Consider the following 18212-nt stretch of genomic DNA (forward strand, 5'->3'; position numbering starts at 1 on the left):
GCCCAGACGGCGAAGCCCAACGCCGCCGGGCGTCGTCTGGGTCCGTCGCAGGCCGGCGAAGATCCGGGGACACGCCCCTTGGGCTCAGGACGCAGGCAAGACGCCGAGGGCGGCCAGCAGCATGGGCACGGCCAGCAGGATCACGCCCAACGCCACGGGTGCGCCGAGCGCGGCGAGGACGACGACGCCCTTCCGGAGTCTGAAGCGCCGCGAGTAAGAGATCGCCAGGACGCCGTAGCCGGTTGCAACCAACAGGAAGAAGAGCACGTAAGCGACTCCGGCCAGGTCGATCTGGTCGGCGCTGCCCGCCAGGCCCGAGGCCATGCCGATCGCCTGCACCACGCTGCCCAGGGCGTACACGGCGAGCATCGCAAACGCTCCCCACAACAACACGCCCAGAAACACCGGAGGAAGAAATCTCGGGCGGCTGGCGACCGACAACAGTGCCACAGCCGCGCCCACCGCCTTGAGCCCGACGACAAGCCAGTTCATCACGGTGATCCCGGCGGAATACTCGGCATAGGGACCGTCGGCGAAGTGGCCGGTCAGCTCGAAGACGATGTTGACGACCGCGAACCCGATACAGCAGAGGGCCATCAGACGACCTGTCGCGGTGATGCCGATGCCGGGTCGCGCAGGGGCCTGGGGACGATCGGTTGCGAAAGCAGTGGCTGCCATCCCGGTAGTCAACAGCAGTCCTGCAGCCAGGTCCTCCCTCCCAACGGGGAGATCGACAACATGGATTAGCGCTGAAGTGCGAGTCGCGGTGGCGACCGGACCCGTGCACGATCGGGCACGGAAGTCCCCGAACATGTCCGGCCACAGCCGCCATCGTTGATGTCAGCCACGGATACGGAGCGGCTTGTCCAGGAAGTCCTGCTGCCGGCTGGCCACTGTATGGCGGTTGCTGTGGCGGTCGACACGCCGTCCGATTTTCACGCGACATCGTCGTACCCCTCCGGCAGAGTGTCAGGGGTGACCACCCATGTGACTCCTGACCGAGCGCCGCTGCGCAGTTGGCTGCCCGGCTTCCTGGCGCTCGCCGCGATCTGGGGTGCGAGCTTCCTGTTCATCAAGGTCGCCATTGAGGAGCTGCACCCGCTGCATCTCACCCTCTACCGGGTGGCCACCGGCGCGCTCACCCTGCTGGTGGTGCTCGCCGTGCTCCGTGACCGGCTGCCCCGCGAGCCCCGGGTCTGGGCGCACCTGGTCGTGGTCGCGGCGTTCGGGGTGGCGATCCCGTTCACCCTCTTCGGCTTCGGTGAGCAGCGGGTCGAGTCGATGCTCGCCGGCATCTGGAACGCCACCACGCCGTTGATCGTGCTGCCGCTGGCGGTGCTGGTCTTCCGCACCGAGCGGTTGACCACCCGCCGGGCGGTCGGGCTCGGGCTGGGCTTCCTCGGCGTGCTGGTGGTGCTCGGCGTCTGGGAGGGCGTCGGCGGGGCGCACTTCACCGGCCAGCTGATGTGCTTCGGCGCGGCGGCCTGCTACGGCGTGGCCATCCCGTACCAGAAGAAGTTCATCGCCGGCAGTGCGTACTCCGGGCTGTCGCTCTCCGCGGCGCAGCTGCTGATGGCGACGGCCCAGCTCGCCGTGGTCGGGCCGCTGGTGGCCGGGACGCCGCCCGTCCCGACGGGCCTGTCGGCGCCGGTGGTGGCCAGCGTGGTCGCGCTCGGCGCGCTCGGCACTGGGCTGGCCTTCGTGATCAATCTGCGCAACATCCGGCTGGCGGGCGCGAGCACCGCCTCCACGGTGACCTACCTGATCCCGATCTTCGCGGTGCTGATCGGCGCGGTGGTGCTCGACGAGCGGCTGAACTGGCACCAGCCGGTCGGCGCGCTGGTGGTGCTGCTGGGTGTCGCGGTGGCGCAGGGCCTGGTCGGCCGGCGCCGGCTGCGCGGGACGGCCACCGCCGGAGCCCCCGCCGTGCCGGCCGTGGAGCCTGCCGCCCGCTGACCTCAGCGGCCGGTCGCAGCCCACTTCAGCAGGCGGTCCGCCGGCCAGGTGTTGACCACCCGGTCGGCGGGGACGCCGCAGAGCGCCGCCCGCTCGCAGCCGAACCGCTGCCAGTCCAGCTGCCCCGGCGCGTGCGCGTCGGTGTTGATGGCGAACCGGCAGTCGGCCTCCAGGGCCCGGCGGATCAGCCGCTTCGGCGGGTCCTGCCGCTCCGGCCGGGAGTTGATCTCGACGGCCACCCCGCGCTCCGCGCACGCGGCGAAGACCGCGTCCGCATCGAAGTCGCTCTCGGACCGGGTACGCGGCCGGTGCGCGCGGTCACCCGGACCCTTCACCCCGGCCGGGCGGGACGACACCATCCGCCCGGTGCAGTGGCCGAGGATGTCCAGGTGCGGGTTGTCGATCGCGGCCAGCATCCGGCGGGTCATCTTCGCCCGCTCGTCGTTTAGCCCGCTGTGCACCGAGCCGACCACCACGTCCAGCCGGGCCAGCAGCTCGTCGGTCTGGTCCAGCGAGCCGTCGGCGAGGATGTCCACCTCGATGCCGGTGAGGATGCGGAACCCCGCGGGCAGGGCCTCGTTCACCGCGGCGACGTGGTCGAGCTGCTTGCGCAGGCGGTCCGCGGTGAGGCCCCGGGCCACCTTGAGCCGGGGCGAGTGGTCGGTCAGCACCACGTACTCGTGACCCAGCTCGACCGCCGCGAGCGCCATCTCCTCGATCGGTGACCCGCCGTCGGACCAGTCGGAGTGGGTGTGGCAGTCGCCGCGCAGCGCGGTCCGCAGCGCGGTGGCGGCGGCGTCCAGGTCGGTGCCCTCGGTGGCGACCAGCCGGCGCAGGTAGACCGGCTCCTCGCCGGCGAGCGACTCGGCGACGCAGCGGGCCGTCACATCACCGACCCCGGTCAGCTCGGTGAGCTTGCCGGTGCGGGCGCGCTCGGCGACCTCCTTCGCCGGCAGCTCGGCCAGGGCCTTCGCCGCCGACCGGAACGCCCGGACCCGGTAGGTGGCCTCGTTGGCCCGTTCCAGCAGGAACGCGATCCGGCGCAGGTCGGCGATGGGATCCCGGGCGGTCATGACCTGCAAACTACGCGCCCGCGCCGCCGGTCGGGGGTACGACCGGCGGCGCGGGCTGGTGCTGGGACGCCGGATCAGGCGTACGGCAGCGTGACGACCGAGCGGTCGCCGATGCCGAGGGTGGTCGGGTTCGTGCCGATGGCGGACCAGACCTCCACCTTCACCGTGCCGTTGGACAGGTTGCCGAGGGCGCCGGTGGCGGAGAGCAGCCCGGCGTTCTGGGTGTAGTGCTCGTAGCCGGGAACCGGGTCGGTGGCGAAGTAGCGGTACGTCTCCACCCGTTCGACGGTCCCGTCACCGGTCAGGTCGTAGGAGATCCGCGCCTGCACCCCGTTGCCGACGGCCGAGCCGGCGTCGAGGAACAGGTCGTACCGGGTCTGCCCACCCGCGTACGCCATGGTCAGGCCGGTCGCGGTGAAGACCACCGGGTTGGTCGGCGTGCCGTCGTGGTTGGTGCCGCCGGCGCTCGCCACGGTGGTGGTCGTCGCGCCGCCGGCCGCCCCCAGGCCACCGCCGGGGAGCAGGTACCGCGTCGGCGAGCCGCTGGGCGGCGGCGTGGTCGGCGTCGGGCTCGGGCTGGTGGGCGTCGGGCTCGGCGTCGGGCTGGTCGGCGTCGGGCTCGGCGTCGGGCTCGGGCTCGCGCCGCCGTTGGCGTTGCCGCCGCTCCAGGTGTACGCCCCGGTGGTCGCCGTCCGTCCGGCCGCGACCGTCAGCCGGGTGCCGTCGGACCAGGTCACCGTCAGCGGCGCGGCGGTGATGTTGCTGGCCACGTAGGTGCGGGCGCCGTTGCGGGTGAAGACGGCGGCCAGCGGGTGGTTCGCGGTGACGGCGGTGTCCACCTGGCCCAGCGCCGCCAGGTTGCGGATCCAGTGGAACGTGTGGGCTCGGCTCTCGCCCTCCTCCGGCGTGTAGCCGGGGTTGGCGCGCAGCTTCGTCAGTGCCGCGTCGGGGTCGCCGAGGGCCAGGAACTGCCAGAGGATGTCCTGCCAGACCGTCGGTTCGCCACCGTTGTTGCGGACCAGTTCGGCGTAGTTGGTCCTGGGGTACGGCGGGCGGTACCCCAGGTAGAGGTGGCCGCCGGTGACCGGCAGCATGTTGATGCCCTGGATCATCTCCGGGTCGGCGCTGAACCAGGTGGCGTACGCGCCACCGTCGCCCCAGACCATGCCGACCGTCGAGTGCCCGAACGCGGCCGGGAAGTTCTCGTCGTCGACGTCGAACCAGTACTGCTGGATCGCCGCGGCCTGGTTGGTGTACATGAACATGCCGGCGTCCCGCACGGCGGTGTTGCCGGTGGCCTGTCCCCACTGGATGAGGGCGTTGGCGAAGTTCATCCCCTCCGACGACGACTCCTGGTTGTTGCCGGCGGCGAACGAGCCGTGCCCGGAGGCCCAGTCGTGCCCGGCGTAGATGTCGAAGTCCCGCAGGTACGGGAAGCGGGTGTCCTCGCGGCTGTAGTTGTTGGCGTCCCGGATGAGCAGGTCGACCATGCCGCCGTACCGGTCGGTGGTGGCCCAGGTCGGGTCGAACTTGGCCAGCGTCGCGGCGGCCGCGATGAAGTACCCGTAGTGGAAGTGGTGGTCGTTGAGCTCCTGGTCGGAGCCGTACGACGCGGGGTAGCCGATCAGCGTGCCCCAGTTGCGGTCGTAGTAGAAGACCCGGGCCGTCTTGCCGGGGGTGGCGGTGAACCAGTCGTTCAGCGTGGACCGGATCGCGTTCAGCGCGGCGGTACGGGTCTCCGTGTCACCGACCAGGTCGGCGATCTCGGCGATCCGGGCGGCCCGTCCGAGGCCCTTGCCGGTCCAGTACGTGTCGGTGCCGCGCTGGTCCATCGGGTTGCCCCGCACCGCGGCGAGCTGGTCCCTGAGCTGGGCCAGGTCGGCGCCGGCGCCGGTGGCGACGGCGGGCAGCTCCGGCAGCACCCCCTGGTAGGTCATCGCGGTGCGGAACTGGCTGACGCCGGTGAGCACCTTCATCCGGCCCCGGGCGGACGGGTAGGCCTGGCCGATCGGGGTGGCGCCGGTGAGCGCCTTCCACTGGTGCGGGTAGAGGCTCACCACGGTCTGGGTGGCGGTGCCCTCCCGGGGTGTGGTGGTGAAGGCGTACGTGGTGGTGACCCGGCTGCTGGCCTGGTCGTAGGAGTAGGAGACCCGGGTGCCGGTGACGTGTGCGTGGGCGTACCGGCCGTAGGTGGTGGCGAGGTCGGCGCGGGCGGTGGCGTCGGTGCTCGGCGTGGTGGGCAGCAGAGCGACGGAGAAGTAGCCCTTGCCGGCCAGGGTGGAGGTGATCCGTCCGCCGGCGACGGTCCAGGTGGCGCCGGTCGGGGCGTAGGCGACGTAGTCGTGGCCCCGGACGGTGAACCCGATGGTGGCGCCGTTCTGGGACCAGACCGTCGGGCTGCCGCCGGTGGGGTTGATCAGCGCGTCGCCGCCGCTGGTCCGGAAGTAGGCGAACGGCAGGCCGTGGCCGATGGTGGCCCGCAGGGTACGAGTGTCGTCGCTCCAGTACGGGCTGACCGTCCAGTCCGTCCAGTCGTCGACCTTGACGACCGGCGCGCCGAGCCCGGTCACGCCGACCCGGATGTCCTCGGCGTACCCGTACTTGTACTCGCCCACCCCGGTCGCCGTGCCGGTGACGGTGGGGGTGGAGGTGGCGGAGAAGCCGAGGCCGTCGCCGAACGGCTGGTAGGAGGCGGGGTGCGCGTGCAGCGGCTCGCTGTACGCGCAGTTCGTCCGCTTCCACAGCAACGACGACCACCAGTCGTTGGTGGGGATCGGGCCGGCGGGCGCGTTGGCGGTGACGAACTGCCGGGGGTTGGTGGACAGGTCCCCGCAGCCGGTGGGCAGGGGGCCGACCCGGTCGGTGGTGTAGCTGCCGGCGCCGACGGTGGCGGCCTCGGCGGGGGCGGTGGCGGCGGTGAGGGCGAGACCGGCGACGACGACGGCCAGGGCGGTGGTGGTGGCGGCGAGCACCCAGGGGGTGCGGCGGGGTGGGACGGGAGGGTTCATCGTTCCTCCAGCGCGCGCCGGATCGGGGACCGGGTCGCGGTTCGTCGGAATCGGGAGGTTTGTTACCTGAGAGAGCGCTCTCTCAGGCGGACGTTAACGATTGACAAGACTTTCGTCAATGTTTCAGTCGGGTGACGACCGTGTTGCGGGGGCTCCCGTGCCCTCCGGTCAGCCGGCGTCCGTGGTCGTACGGGGGGCCTTCGGGCAGCCGTGTTCGCGCTCCCAGGAGGTCACCGCGGCGGCCGGCGACCGGTTGCCGTCGCGGCGCCACGAATCCAGGTACTTCGCCGGCCACACCACGCCCCGGCGGATCCACCAGTCGTCGTGGCCGGTGCACTTGGGCGACAGGCCGAAGTGCAGGTGGCAGACGTTGTTGGCGTTGCCGGTCCGGCCCACCTTGCCGAGCTGCTGCCCCGCGCGGACCCGCACGCCGGCGTCCACGCCGGCGCTGATCGCGCTCAGGTGCGAGCCGTAGTACCGCACCCCGTCGTCCCCGAGCAACGACACCGAGAGCCCGCCGTTGTACGGCCCCAACGGCCCCCGCCGGTCGAACCGGTCCACCCGGCTCACCTCCAGGATCGTCCCGTCGGTCACCGCCACCACCGGCTCACCGCAGTCGGCGAAGATGTCCGTGCCCGGATACGCCGCGTGCGTCGGGTGGTAGGCGACCTTGCCGGCGCGTACCGGGAAGACCCGTCGCAGCGGCGCAGGGCTCGGCGCCGCCGACGGCCCGGCCGGGCTCGCGGAGGGCGTGGCCGGCGCCGGCTGGTCCGCGGTGGCCGTCGCGGACGGAGCGTCCCAGACCGTGCTCGGCGCGGCGGCCGGCCGGTCGCCGGGCGCGCAGCCGGCGAGCAACGCCGGTGCCAGCAACAGCAGGACCGGGTACGCCGGACGCGCGCGGCGGCCGGTCGATCGCGACAACATCCGGACATCCTGGCAGACGGATACGGTGGGAGGGTCCCCCGGAGCGCCGGGGTGCGTGGACGGGAGCGGTGACGGCGATGGATGGTCAGCCCAGGTACCCGGCCGGGCCGGCCGCCGGGCAGTTCATGGCGCGTACCCCCTCGGGTCTGTTTCCGTCGGGGCCGCCGCGCCGGCCGACGTGGCGCGAGCCGCACCCGGTGACCGGCAGCGGGGTGGCCGCCGGCGGTGCGCTCGCCGCCGCCTGGCTGGTGCTCTTCGGCCTCCTCGGTCGCGGCGTCTCCGGGTACGCGTGGTGGACCGTGATCGCCGGCGTGGTGGCCTGGCTGGCCGCCCTCGGCCTCGTCCGGTACGGCGACCGGGGGGTGGGCACCGGGGTGGCGATCGTCACAGCGGGTGGTTGGAGCATCGCGTTCGCGATCGTGGTCGTGCGCTGGGCGACCAGCGCGGACTGGCCGATGTGGTGACGCTGCGTTATCGGTCGGCTTCGTTTTGAACGCCATCTTGACGTACTCGCTGTGACTGGGGACGCTTTCCGGTATGGCCTGGACCACCCCGCGGCTCGACCCCGAGCGCAGCCGTCGCCGCCTGCAGATTCTCGCCGAGTTGGCGGGGGCCCGCGCGGTACGACAGCGGGACAAGCCGCAGCGGGAGCACACCGAGCGGCTGCGACAGCTGATCGCCACCCGGCGTCGCGTCGCCGGCTGAGGCGACTTTCTCAGGATTGACCGGCCCTTCGGGGCGTTGACCGGTCGCCTGCCGACCCGACCGGTTAACGTGCATCGCGTAACGAGTCGGCTTGCCGTGCCGAGGCCTTTGGGGGGACCGTGTCGTACTTCGCTGCCGCCGTGGTGCGCGACGAGGGCGAGTGGAGCGCCGCCGAGGTGAACCTACGGGGCGCCTCCGACATCGACGACGTCGCCGACCGGCTGCGCGACGTCGAGCCCGACGCCGACCTGTCGCTGCTCTTCGTCGAGGCGGACGACGCCTACCTGGTGATCCTGCGCCTGGACGAGGGGGAGGATCTCCGGATCTTCGGCTCCGACTCCGCGTACGCCGAGGAGTCCCGGCTGGGCGCGCTGCTCGTCGGGGACCTGAAGACCTCGGTCACCGGGCTGGAGGAGAGCGAGGAGCCCCGGCCGTCCGCCGCCGGGGGCGAGGAGAGCGAGCAGCCGGCGGTCGACCCCGAGGCGGACCCGGTCGGCGACGCGGACATCCTCGCCGACCTGGGCATCCCCGCCCAGAAGCTGCTCCAGCTCTGCACTGATGAGGGGATGCTCCCGGCCGACGTCACGGCCGAGGTGTGCCAGGTGCTCGGGTGCGTCGACGAGGTCGAGGAGTTGCGTGAGGTCTGACCCGCCGTCCGGTGACGGAGTCGCCCTGCCGGGCGGCGGTTCGCCGCTGGCCGGCGCCGCCGAGCCGGTCGACTCGACCGACCCGGCGCTGGAGACCGTACGTCGGGGGCAGCCGACGCCGGGCGCGGTGGGCCGGGTCGGGCCCGGTGCGGACGAGGGGCTGGCCGACCCGGACGGGGCGGGCCGCCGGCAGCGGCACGAACTGTGGATGCGCCGCGCGCTGGAGGTCGCCGTCACCGGCCCGGACACGCCCGCCCCGGGCGCCGACGGCGCGGACACCTCCGATGACATCCCGGTCGGCGCCGTGCTCTACGGCCCGGACGGGACCGAACTGTCGATCGGGCGCAACGAGCGCGAGCTGACCGGCGACCCGACCGCGCACGCCGAGGTGCTGGCGCTGCGCCGGGCCGCCGAGCGGCTCGGCCGCTGGCGGCTCGACGGCTGCACGCTGGTGGTCACCCTGGAACCCTGCACGATGTGCGCGGGCGCGCTGGTCCTGGCCCGGGTGTCCACCGTGGTCTTCGGCGCCTGGGAGCCCAAGACCGGCGCGGCCGGCTCGCTCTGGGACGTGCTGCGTGACCGCCGGCTCAACCACCGGCCGGAGGTCTACGGCGGCGTCCTGGAGTCCGAGAGCGCCGCCCTGCTGCGCGCCTTCTTCCGCTGACCGCCCGCCCGCCGCTCAGACCTGTGGGCTGATCAGGCCGCGCTCGGGGCGGGGCGGAGCAGGTTCGCGGCCACCGCGCGGCCGGTCTCGGTCCACGGGGTGGGTCGCAGGGTCGCCGGGTCGAGCCGGACGATCGCCCGCCGGCCCTCGGCGTGCACGACGCTGCCGTCGAGCGAGCTGAACCGGTAGGCGTACTCGGCGCTGCTGGTGCCGAAGTGTTCGAGCCAGAAGTGCACCGCTACCGGCCCGGTGGCCGCGATCGGGGCGCGGTAGGTGATGGTGAACTCGCGTACCGCGTGGAAGGTGTCCGGCGCGCTGCGCTGCCCGCCCTGGTAGGAGACGCCCCGCTCGGCCCAGTAGGCGGTCAGGGCCCGTTCCAGCAGCACCACGTACCGGGAGTTGTGCAGGATGCCGAAGGCGTCGAGGTCGTCGAAGTACACGCTGACGTGCTCGACGTGGCCGTACTCGACGGCGGAGGGGGTGGCGACGGCGTGGCTCATGAGAGGCCTTCCGGTAGCAGGGTCGGATCGGGGCACAAGGCCCGCAGGCGGTGCAGCAGGCCCCGGCGGGCGTGCCGGTAGGCGGTGTCGGGGTCCAGCAGCCGGGACCGCAGAGCGGCGGCGATCCCGAGCGCGTCGATCTCGTACGCCAACTGCGGGACGTCGGTGTCGGCGGGAAGTTCGCCGGCGGCGACCGCCTCCCGGACGAGGTGTTCGAGGAACGCGGTCCAGCGGCCGAACACCTCGGCGAGCCGGTCCCGGACCGGGCCGGGTCGGGCGTTGTACTCGAAGTCGGTGCTGGCGAAGAAGCAGCCGCCGGGGAGCACCCGGGCGGCGTAGAAGTCGATCCGGGCCTGGTGCAGGGCCCAGAGCCGCCGGACGCCCCGGGGGGCGCGCAGCGCCGGGTCGATGATCCGCTCCTGCCACTGCTCCACCGCCCGGTCGACGGTGGCGAGCTGGAGCACCTCCTTGGAGCGCCAGTGCGCGAACAGGCCGGACTTGCTCACCCCGAGCGTGTCGGCGAGCTGCGCGAGCGAGAGCCCGTGCAGTCCGACCTCGGTGGCCAACACCACGGCGGCGTCCAACGCGGCGCCCCGGGTCCGGTCGCCGCGGGCGACGCGTCCGTCGACTGTCATGGGAAGAGGCTAAATCAAAAAGCACGACCGTTCGTATTGTTTTGGTCCGTGACGGTGGTCACTCCGACACGGCGACGCCCCGCCATCCGGGGGCGGATGACGGGGCGCCGAGAAAGGAAGGGAAATCAGGCGATGGCGGTGTCCAGGGCGATCTCGACCATCTGGCTGAAGGTCTGCTCGCGCTCCTCGGCGGTGGTCTTCTCGCCGGTCTTGATGTGGTCGCTGACGGTCAGGATGGTCAGCGCCCGCGCCTTGAACCGGGCGGCGATCGTGTAGAGCGCCGCCGACTCCATCTCCACCGCCAGCACGCCGTAGTCGGCCAGGGTGTCGTAGAGGTCCGGCCGGTCGGTGTAGAAGGCGTCCGCCGCCAGGATCGGCCCGACCCGCATGCTGATGCCGCGCCGCTCGGCCACCTCGACCGAGGTACGCAGCAGCCCGAAGTCGGCGACCGGGGCGTAGTCGATCAGCCCGTCGAACCGCATCCGGTTCATGTTCGAGTCGGTGGAGGACCCGATCGCGGCGACCACGTCGCGCAGCTGGAGGTCCTCGGTCAGGGCGCCGCAGGAACCGACCCGGATCAGGGTCTTCACGCCGTACTCGTTGACCAGCTCGTGGGCGTAGATGGAGGCGGACGGCATGCCCATGCCGGAGCCCTGGACGGAGACCGGCACGCCGTTCCAGCGGCCGGTGAAGCCCAGCATGCCCCGGACCGTCGAGTAGCACGTGGCGTCCTCGAGGTAGGTCTCCGCGATCCACTTGGCCCGCAGCGGGTCGCCCGGCATCAGGACCCGCTCGGCGATCTCTCCCGGCTTCGCGCCGATGTGCGTACTCATGGCAAAGATCCTGCCAGGCCGGAGGCGGGCATACCGGTTCGGCATCCAGACCGGCGGTCCTGTACCCTCGTCGGCGGTGGCGTGTCCGAGTGGCCTAAGGAGCACGCCTCGAAAGCGTGTGAGGGGGCAACCCCTCCGCGGGTTCAAATCCCGCCGCCACCGCTCGTGAACAGCGAGAACGCCCGGTCGATCCGCGAGGATCGGCCGGGCGTTCCGCTTGTGGGTCTCAGTTCTGGTCTCGGTTCGCGCTCAAGAGCTGGTCAGCAGCGGACCACGGCGGCGTCTATGATCGCCTCGCCGGCCGGTGCCAGGCTCGCCGGGTTGCTGGAGGCGTTGCCGCCACCGTACGAGTAGTTCTGGAACATCGCCAGATCCCCGTCGGCCGAGTCCGCGAAGCAGTACGGCGCCTGAATGGTGAAGCTGGCGACCACCTCGCCGGAACGGAACAGCGCCGTCCAGGTGCCGTCCGCGGCCACGGTGGCCCGCACGTACGTCTGGCCGGTCTGGTCACCCACCAGGACCGACAGCTGGGCGCCGGTCACGCCGGTCTCGTCGGCGTCGCGTACCCCGTCCCGGTCGGCGTCCAGCCAGACCGTGCCGCGTACCGTCCCCGGCTCGGCCACCGTGACGGAGGTCTGACCGGTGTTGTCGGCGAGGTCGTCTTCCGGGGAGGTGGTGGTCGCCTTGGCGGTGAAGGTCACCACGTCGCCCGGGACGGCGGCGGCGATGGTGGCCGACAGGTGCAGCGGCTCGGGCGTCCATCCGTCCACCATCTGGTAGTACAGGCAGTCCCAGCCTGGCTGGCCGGCGACGAGGCCGGAGCCGAACTCGCAGTACCAGGGGCTGTTGTAGTCCTCGCTGACCCGGGTGAGGCCGGCGGGCAGCGGCACCGTGACGTGGACCAGCTCCGCCGTCATGTTCCCGGCGTTGCGCACCTGCACGGAGACGTTGACGGTGTCGCCCACGATCGGTTGGGCGGGGTCGGCCTGGGTCGCGATGACCTCCAGGTCGGTCACCCCTCGCACGTACGTGATCGGGGCGCTGCCCGTGTTGTTGCTGGTGGAGAGTTCGGGGCTGGTGGTCTTCGCAGTCGCGGTGACCGCCGAGACGGTGCCCGCCGGCGCGGGCGGGAGGTAGAAGTCGAACCGCAGCGGCGGTGCGCTCGCCCCCGCGGCCAGCGCCCCGTACCTGCAGGTGGCGGCCGGGCCGAAGTCGCAGGTCCAGCCCTGCGGTGGGCCGTTGCCGTCACTGAAGTAGGCGCCGTCCGGCAGGCCGTAGGTCAGGGTGACGTCCGACGCGGACCGGGTGCCGGCGTTGCGGACCTGGACCTCGACGGTGGCCCCGCCGCCCACGTCGACGACCTGGTCGCGGGGGGCAATGGCGGTGGCGGTGACCGCCAGGTCCGCCCGGGGCGGCGCGGCGGCGGCCGGCGCGGCGGGGAGCGTCGCGGCCGCAAGCGAGAGTAGCGCGGCGAGGCCGGACGCCCCGGCGAGCCGGGTACGGCGGGTCAGATGAGGAGTGGGATGCATCAGGTCCTTGTCTGTTGCAGGAATCGGCCGGCGGGAGTTACGGCCGGAGCGGGCTTCCGTGCCCGTACCATGATCCAGCGCTGGAGACCGGCGATCCGTCACACCCGATCGATTCTGGTCATCCTCCACTGTGGCTCACCGGCAGCCCCCGCCGAAGACCGGTGGAGGCGGCCGCAGCCGCGCCTGTTGGTGGCAGTCGAGCCTCCCGCGCCTTCGCGTCGCTGTCGCCGCACCTCCACCGATCGGCGTACGCTGCCGGCCGGTCGGCGGTCGACCTGCCCGTTCGCCCAGTTATCGCCGATCGTCCATCCCTCTACGGTCTCGGGGCAGTCCACGACGATCGGGGGTTTTGGTGGGTCGAAGAACTACGAGTGTGTCGCTGGTGGCCGTGCTGGCCGGTCTGGCGGTCGGTGCCCCGGCACAGGCGTCGGACGACGTGCGGGTCATCACGCGGGAAGGCGTTGTACTGCAGCACCATCGGGTGGCGAAGGCGACCACGCCGATTCGGGGGACCGGTGGTACCCGTTCCGACTTCGACGGCGACGGCGTCGACGACATCGCCGCCACCGGCGACCCCTTCAACTACACCCTGCCGTACGGGGCGACCGGCGTGGTCGTGGTGCGCTACTCGTCCGCGCCGCAGGTCGACTACCTCATCGGTGGCGCGACGCCGGACGGTGGTAACAGCGGCTTCGGGTGGGCGCTCGCCGCCGGGGACTTCAACGGCGATCGGTACGACGACCTCGCGATCGGCGCCATGGACGAGTTGGATCCAGGAAACAAGTCCGCTGCCGGCGGGGTCTGGGTCATCCCGGGTAGCAGTGCCGGCCTGGTGGTCGATGCGGCGAAGCACTTCAACCAGAGCTCACCGGGTGTCCCGGGCGCGGCGGAGAACCAGGACCGGTTCGGTGCGACGCTGGCGGCCGGTGACATCAACGGGGACGGCCGCGAGGACCTCGCCATCGGCGCGTACGAGGAGGGGATCGGGACCAAGACGGAAGCCGGCGCGGTCACCGTCCTTTACGGTGGGCTGACCGGCCTGACGGCCACCGGTGCCCAGTACCTCCAACAGGACCAGGCCGGAGTGCCGGGTGCGGCCGAGCGCAACGACTACTTCGGCTTCTCGCTGGCGATCGGGAAGGTCAACAACAACCGGTACAACGACCTGGTGATCGGCGCGCCCCGGGAGAACGACGGCACGTCCTGGAACGGCAGCGGCATGGTCACCCTGATGTGGGGCTCGCCGAGTGGCGTGTCGACCACCGGCGCCACCTCGGTCACCGGAGCGGCGGTGCTCCCCGCGACCGGCCAGAGCGACACCATCGCCTGGAACCTGGGCGAGACGCTCGCCATCGGCGACGTGAACGGCGACGGACTGGGCGAGGTCGTCGCCGGCGCGCCCGGTGCCCAGACCCCCGACCTCTACGGCGGCCTGATCGCGGTCTTCACGGGGCGTACCGCCGGTTTGTCCGGCAGTGCGGTCCGGATCGTCACGCAGCGCACCGCCGGCGTGCCGGGGGAGCCCGAGGGCTACGACCGCTTCGGCGCGTCGCTCGCGACCGGCGACGTGACCGGCGACGGCAAGGCGGACGTGCTGGTCGGCTCGCCCGGCGAGGAGGTCGGCCCGACGGACGAGGCCGGGGTTGTCACCCTGCTCAAGGGTTCGGCCTCGGGGATCACCGGCAGCGGTGCTCAGGCCTTCGACCAGAACCACCCGAACGTGCCGGGCACGTCCGAGCGCGGTGACAAGTTCGGCGCGTCGGTCGCGGTGTTGAACCTCAACGGCACCGGTCCGCTGGACGCCGTCGTGACGTCGACCGGGGAGGAGGTGGCCGGCGACACCGCCGGCTACGCGTCCGGTTCGATGGTCCCCTTCCACGGCTCCACCAGCGGGCTCGTACCGCTGAGCACCTGGTGGAGCGGTCTGGACATGCGCACCGAGATCGTCTGGCCCCAGCGGTACGGCCTCCGGATCGCCGGGCCGCAGAGCGGTGGCCCGCTGTTCTGAAGCTCCCGTCCCGCACGACAACGCCCGGCAGCTCCTCGCGAGCGGCCGGGCGTTTCGTCAGCCGGTCCCGTTGTCCCACCCGCGACTGCCGTCATCCGAAGAGATCATCTGATCCGGCAGGCCGGTCCTCGTACCTTCGGCTCGGTAGCGTCCCGACGGTGCCGGCCGGGCCTCGGCGAGCCGGGCCTACCCCTAAGCTTGCTCCGCACGTAACCGTGGATCTTGGCTTAAGGGGGGTGGGACGTGCGCGTCAAGCAGATGGCACGCCTCATGGTCGTGGCGCTCGGCGCGACGCTCGGCGTCGTATCGCCGCTGAGCTCCGGCGTGGCGCACGCCGACAGCACGGTCGGGCTCGGCATCGGGACGTACTCCCAGATGGTCGTCGACTCGGCGCACGGGCATCTTTTCTTCAGCCCCGGGCGGACGGGGTCGGGCGTGCGGGTGACGGACCTGGCGGGCGGTTCGCAGGCGACCATTCCGAACCTGCCGGACGCCTCCGGCATGGCGCTGAGCCCGGACGGGTCGACGCTGCACGTGGCGCTCATCGAGGCGGGCGCCATCGCCGCGATCGACACCAGGACGCTGACCGAGACACGCCGCTACAGCATCGGCGCCGGCACCTGTCCCACCTGGCTGGCGCCCGCCGGCGGGAAGCTCTACTTCGGGTACGGCTGCACGTACGGCAAGGGCCTGCTCGGCTCGCTCGACCTGCGCGGGGCCACCCCGGTCATGACCCTCGGCCTGCCGCTCAACGGCATGTTCGTCCGGCCCCCGTTGCTGCGGAGCAGCCCGGCCGACCCGGATCTGCTCTTCGTGGCGGACCGGTCCTCGGTCACCACCCCCTCCTCGGGCAGAGCGACCGTGTACGACGTCTCGTCCGGTACTCCTGCGCTGGTCGCGTCCATGCCGTCGGACACCTGCACCGGCCTGCACGACGCCGCGCTGACACCCGACGCGAGCAGGGTGATTCTGGGCTGTTCATTTCTGAACGGCGACCAGACAGCGGCCGCCACCCAGCACGTGGGGTTCTCGACCACGGACCTGTCGGCGGCGGGCGGGTACCCGTCCGGAACCTGGCCGACGGCCGTGACGACGTCACCGAACGGTTCGTTCGTCATCGTCGCCAACACCAACAGGTCGGCGGAGACGTCCTCGACGATCCGGGTCGAGCGGCTCGACGGGACCCTGGTGCGCAGCTACAAGCTGCCAACGGACACCCACGTCGAGCGGCAGGGCCTCGCCGTCAGCGCTGACAACCGCACGCTCTACGCCGTTACCACCGACCACGCCGGGGACGACCCGGCCCTGCGGCTGCTGACCGACTTCACGAAGGCCGAATCCTCGCTGACCCTGTCGGCGCCGTCGAGCACGTACCGGACGAAGGTCACGGTCACCGGCACGCTGGCGTTCACCGGTGCCGCCGTCTCGTCGCCGTGGACGCTCCAGGTGGCGAAGCGGGACCTCTTCGGCACCCACGTCCTGCCGAGCGTCAGCACCACCGCGAACGGGACGTTCTCCTTCACCGACACGCCGCGGTTCGGTGGGGCCAACACCTACACCGTCACCTTCCCCGGGGATGCCGGCCACCTGGCGTCCAGCCGGTCCGTCACCGTGCAGGTGTCCCTGTTCACCACCGCGACGACGCGGTAGCCCGCGGTCGCACCGCGACGGTGACCGCCCACCCCGGGTACCACCTGCACCCCCGCCGCCACCGCTCGTGAGCTGCGGAAACGCCCGGCCGGTCCGCGAGGACCGGCCGGGCGTCTCCGGGTGTGCGGCCTGCTCGGTGGGCCGGCCCCGCAGGGCCGGCCGACGGGACCTCACGTGGTCGGGGCGGTCACCGCCACCTGGTAGTCCAACGCCTTGTACTGGTTCCCGTTCCACACCAGCAGCGTGTACGACCCAGCCGCGGGCAGGACGCAGTACTGCACGGAGGACTGGTTGCAGATGTAGCCGCCGGCGTTGTCGTACAGCTTCCACGACAAGGCCTGTTGGTCGACGAGGATCTGGACCTGGCCGGCCGTGGCGCTGGCGAACGAGTGGCAGGCCCGCCGGTACGGCTCCAGCCGGCCCTGGCCGACGGCCTTGCCGAGGTCGCCGGTCGGGGACAGCGCCGAACAGCCGACCGGCTGAGAGATGCGCGGCAGCCTGAGGTTGTACGCCGTCGCCTTGCCGTCGATGTGGTCGATGAAGATCCGGTACGGCCCGGCCGAGCTCAGCGTGCAGTCGAAGTCGGCGTAGTGGGTCTGGCAGAGCTCCTGGTGGCGCGCGTCCGTTATTTCCGCGTGCAGATAGGTGAGATCACGCAGGTGCGGCTCGGCAATGAACAGCTTGCTGTCGGTGGGCTGGTCGAACGTGAAGCACCGAGCGGCCAACCCGGCCGGGAGGGTGCCGCCGACGCCGGCCGAGGCCCACGAGAAGACGTCCTCCGGCAGCCGCTCACACGCCGACGGCGTCCGCCTCGACTCGATCGAGAGGGTGTAGCCACCCTTCCCGCTGCCGCTCGCGGTCCTGACCGTGAGCGTGTAGGTGCCGGCAGGACCGAGCCGGCACTGCTCGAGGTATTCGTGGTAGGCGCTGATCTCGCAGGCCGTCCAGCCCTCCTGGTGCTTCACCCGGATGGAGAGGCTGACCCCGGACATCTCCACCACCTGGACGTACAGCACGTCCGAGTCCGCGGTCGTGGTGAACGTCCAGGTGTCCTCCGCCTGGCCGATGATCAACCCGCAGTTGTTGACGGTGCCGAAGGCCAGCGCGCCGCCACAGAAGGAGCGGGGAGGCCGCTGCGCCGGGGTTATCGTCCCCGACCGGGTACGGGTCTGCTCGGTCGTCAGTCCCGCGGTCGCGGACTCAGCCGGCGGCGGGGACGCGTCACCGCCTGCGGCTGCCCGGGCGTCGGCATCGACCACGCCGGCCCTCACCGATGTCGAGGAGACGGCACCGGTGGATGTCGTCGTGGACGAACCGGTGACGGCCGCGGCCGGCGTGGTCGCGCTGGGACCGGCGGCGGACGGTCCGACCAGGAACGCCGGGGCGGTCAGCACCGCTGCGGCGGCCAGCGCGAGCCGTGGAACTCTCCTGCTGCTCCGGTTCCCCAGGCAGGCGGACAGGGCTGTCCTCACATCAACTCCCCCGTGAGATGCCGCGCGGCGAGTGCGCGGGCGAGGAGATGATTCCACGGGAGCTGATCTTCGACAATCGGCCGCCAGGCCGGCGGTGTCGCCGGTTCAGCAGGGGCCGTAGCCCTCGTCGAAGAGCCGGCGGGCCCAGTCCGCGTACCCGGCGATGATCTCCCGCACGGAGGTGCCGTCGTGCAGGAAGAGGTACGCCCGGTCGCCGTCGCGGGCCAGCAGCCCGTCGAACCGGTACGTCCGCTGTGGAGCGTCGAGCCGGACCGCTTCCGGGTAGCTGGTCAGCACCTCCTCGACCGGCGTGCCGACGGTGATCCCCTCCGGAGTGCTCATCGGGTCGTCCAGCCAGAGCAGCACCAGCCGGTCGTCCACGAAGATGGGGCTGGCCGCCCCGTGCCCGGCCAGCGTCGGCCCGCAGGCGTCGACCTCGGCGCGCAGCACGCCGCGACGGGTCAGCTCCTGCTCGGTGTCGCCGAACTCGATCTCGGCCAGGCCGCTCAGGTGGACCACCTCGGTGTCGCCGACCGGGCGGGCCGGCACGTCCGGCCCCTGTGGACGGACACCGCTCCCCGAGATCGAGGCAGCCGTCAGCAGCGTGG

16 protein-coding genes, 1 tRNA gene and 1 pseudogene are annotated in these 18212 nt (G+C 72.0%); 8 read left to right on the top strand and 10 right to left on the bottom strand.

Features of this window, described 5'->3' with window-relative positions; genetic code table 11:
- Nucleotides 1–84: 84 nt before the first annotated feature.
- A complete protein-coding gene (locus GA0074696_RS04025; protein ID WP_157745809.1) occupies nucleotides 85–678 on the bottom strand; it encodes a hypothetical protein in 594 nt (197 codons plus the stop codon).
- Nucleotides 679–975: 297 nt separating this feature from the next.
- On the opposite strand from GA0074696_RS04025, the pseudogene GA0074696_RS04030 reads away from it, so the two are divergent.
- Nucleotides 976–2076, top strand: a pseudogene (locus GA0074696_RS04030) (DMT family transporter); the annotation flags it as partial.
- Here the strand turns inward: GA0074696_RS04030 and GA0074696_RS04035 are convergent.
- The 3 genes from GA0074696_RS04035 to GA0074696_RS04045 form a co-directional block, all read right to left on the bottom strand.
- Complete coding sequence (locus GA0074696_RS04035) at nucleotides 1959–3029, bottom strand: PHP domain-containing protein (protein WP_088959842.1); 1071 nt, start codon at nucleotides 3027–3029, stop codon at nucleotides 1959–1961. The pseudogene GA0074696_RS04030 and the gene GA0074696_RS04035 overlap by 118 nt on opposite strands.
- A gap of 74 nt (nucleotides 3030–3103) precedes the next feature.
- On the bottom strand, nucleotides 3104–6037 hold the full coding sequence (locus GA0074696_RS04040; RefSeq protein WP_088959843.1) for a glycosyl hydrolase: 2934 nt from the start codon (nucleotides 6035–6037) through the stop codon (nucleotides 3104–3106).
- 168 nt (nucleotides 6038–6205) lie between these two features.
- Complete coding sequence (locus GA0074696_RS04045; protein ID WP_088959844.1) at nucleotides 6206–6961, bottom strand: M23 family metallopeptidase; 756 nt, start codon at nucleotides 6959–6961, stop codon at nucleotides 6206–6208.
- A gap of 77 nt (nucleotides 6962–7038) precedes the next feature.
- Between GA0074696_RS04045 and GA0074696_RS04050 the strand changes: the two genes are divergently transcribed.
- The 4 genes from GA0074696_RS04050 to GA0074696_RS04060 all read left to right on the top strand — a co-directional run bounded on the left by GA0074696_RS04050 (nucleotide 7039) and on the right by GA0074696_RS04060 (nucleotide 8977).
- Nucleotides 7039–7425 carry a hypothetical protein gene (locus tag GA0074696_RS04050; protein WP_231925258.1) on the top strand — a complete coding sequence of 129 codons (387 nt, stop codon included), beginning with the start codon at nucleotides 7039–7041 and terminating at the stop codon, nucleotides 7423–7425.
- Nucleotides 7426–7498: 73 nt separating this feature from the next.
- A complete protein-coding gene (locus tag GA0074696_RS31100) occupies nucleotides 7499–7666 on the top strand; it encodes a hypothetical protein (RefSeq protein WP_172894160.1) in 168 nt (55 codons plus the stop codon).
- Nucleotides 7667–7785: 119 nt separating this feature from the next.
- Nucleotides 7786–8313: a tRNA adenosine deaminase-associated protein gene (locus GA0074696_RS04055; RefSeq protein WP_088959845.1), complete on the top strand. Its 528-nt coding sequence runs from the start codon at nucleotides 7786–7788 to the stop codon at nucleotides 8311–8313.
- A gap of 208 nt (nucleotides 8314–8521) precedes the next feature.
- Nucleotides 8522–8977 (top strand): nucleoside deaminase, encoded by a 456-nt coding sequence (locus tag GA0074696_RS04060; protein WP_088964347.1) that lies wholly within the window; start codon nucleotides 8522–8524, stop codon nucleotides 8975–8977.
- A 32-nt stretch (nucleotides 8978–9009) separates the two neighbouring features.
- On the opposite strand, the gene GA0074696_RS04065 is transcribed toward GA0074696_RS04060, so the two are convergent.
- The 3 genes from GA0074696_RS04065 to deoD form a co-directional block, all read right to left on the bottom strand.
- Nucleotides 9010–9477 carry an acyl-CoA thioesterase gene (locus GA0074696_RS04065; protein WP_088959846.1) on the bottom strand — a complete coding sequence of 156 codons (468 nt, stop codon included), beginning with the start codon at nucleotides 9475–9477 and terminating at the stop codon, nucleotides 9010–9012.
- On the bottom strand, nucleotides 9474–10112 hold the full coding sequence (locus GA0074696_RS04070) for a TetR/AcrR family transcriptional regulator (RefSeq protein ID WP_088959847.1): 639 nt from the start codon (nucleotides 10110–10112) through the stop codon (nucleotides 9474–9476). The genes GA0074696_RS04065 and GA0074696_RS04070 overlap by 4 nt, the downstream gene beginning before the upstream one ends.
- Nucleotides 10113–10237: 125 nt before the next feature.
- Entirely contained in the window at nucleotides 10238–10945 is a 708-nt protein-coding gene (gene deoD, locus GA0074696_RS04075) for a purine-nucleoside phosphorylase (protein WP_088959848.1), read from the bottom strand.
- Between the two features lie 75 nt (nucleotides 10946–11020).
- On the opposite strand from deoD, the gene GA0074696_RS04080 reads away from it, so the two are divergent.
- Nucleotides 11021–11107, top strand: a tRNA-Ser gene (locus GA0074696_RS04080).
- A 98-nt stretch (nucleotides 11108–11205) separates the two neighbouring features.
- On the opposite strand, the gene GA0074696_RS04085 is transcribed toward GA0074696_RS04080, so the two are convergent.
- Complete coding sequence (locus GA0074696_RS04085; protein WP_088959849.1) at nucleotides 11206–12474, bottom strand: DUF11 domain-containing protein; 1269 nt, start codon at nucleotides 12472–12474, stop codon at nucleotides 11206–11208.
- A gap of 373 nt (nucleotides 12475–12847) precedes the next feature.
- Here GA0074696_RS04085 and GA0074696_RS04090 point away from each other — a divergent pair, with 373 nt between their 5' ends.
- Nucleotides 12848–14482, top strand: a complete 1635-nt coding sequence (locus GA0074696_RS04090) for a hypothetical protein (protein WP_231925259.1) — start codon at nucleotides 12848–12850, stop codon at nucleotides 14480–14482.
- Nucleotides 14483–14725: 243 nt separating this feature from the next.
- Complete coding sequence (locus GA0074696_RS04095; RefSeq protein ID WP_088959851.1) at nucleotides 14726–16132, top strand: YncE family protein; 1407 nt, start codon at nucleotides 14726–14728, stop codon at nucleotides 16130–16132.
- Between the two features lie 170 nt (nucleotides 16133–16302).
- Here the strand turns inward: GA0074696_RS04095 and GA0074696_RS04100 are convergent, their stop codons facing one another.
- Complete coding sequence (locus GA0074696_RS04100; RefSeq protein ID WP_157745811.1) at nucleotides 16303–17604, bottom strand: hypothetical protein; 1302 nt, start codon at nucleotides 17602–17604, stop codon at nucleotides 16303–16305.
- A gap of 105 nt (nucleotides 17605–17709) precedes the next feature.
- Nucleotides 17710–18204, bottom strand: a complete 495-nt coding sequence (locus GA0074696_RS04105; protein WP_407940591.1) for a hypothetical protein — start codon at nucleotides 18202–18204, stop codon at nucleotides 17710–17712.
- Between the last annotated feature and the right edge of the window lie 8 nt (nucleotides 18205–18212).

This window comes from Micromonospora purpureochromogenes (assembly GCF_900091515.1).
In the GTDB taxonomy this organism is placed as follows: Bacteria; Actinomycetota; Actinomycetes; order Mycobacteriales; family Micromonosporaceae; genus Micromonospora; species Micromonospora purpureochromogenes.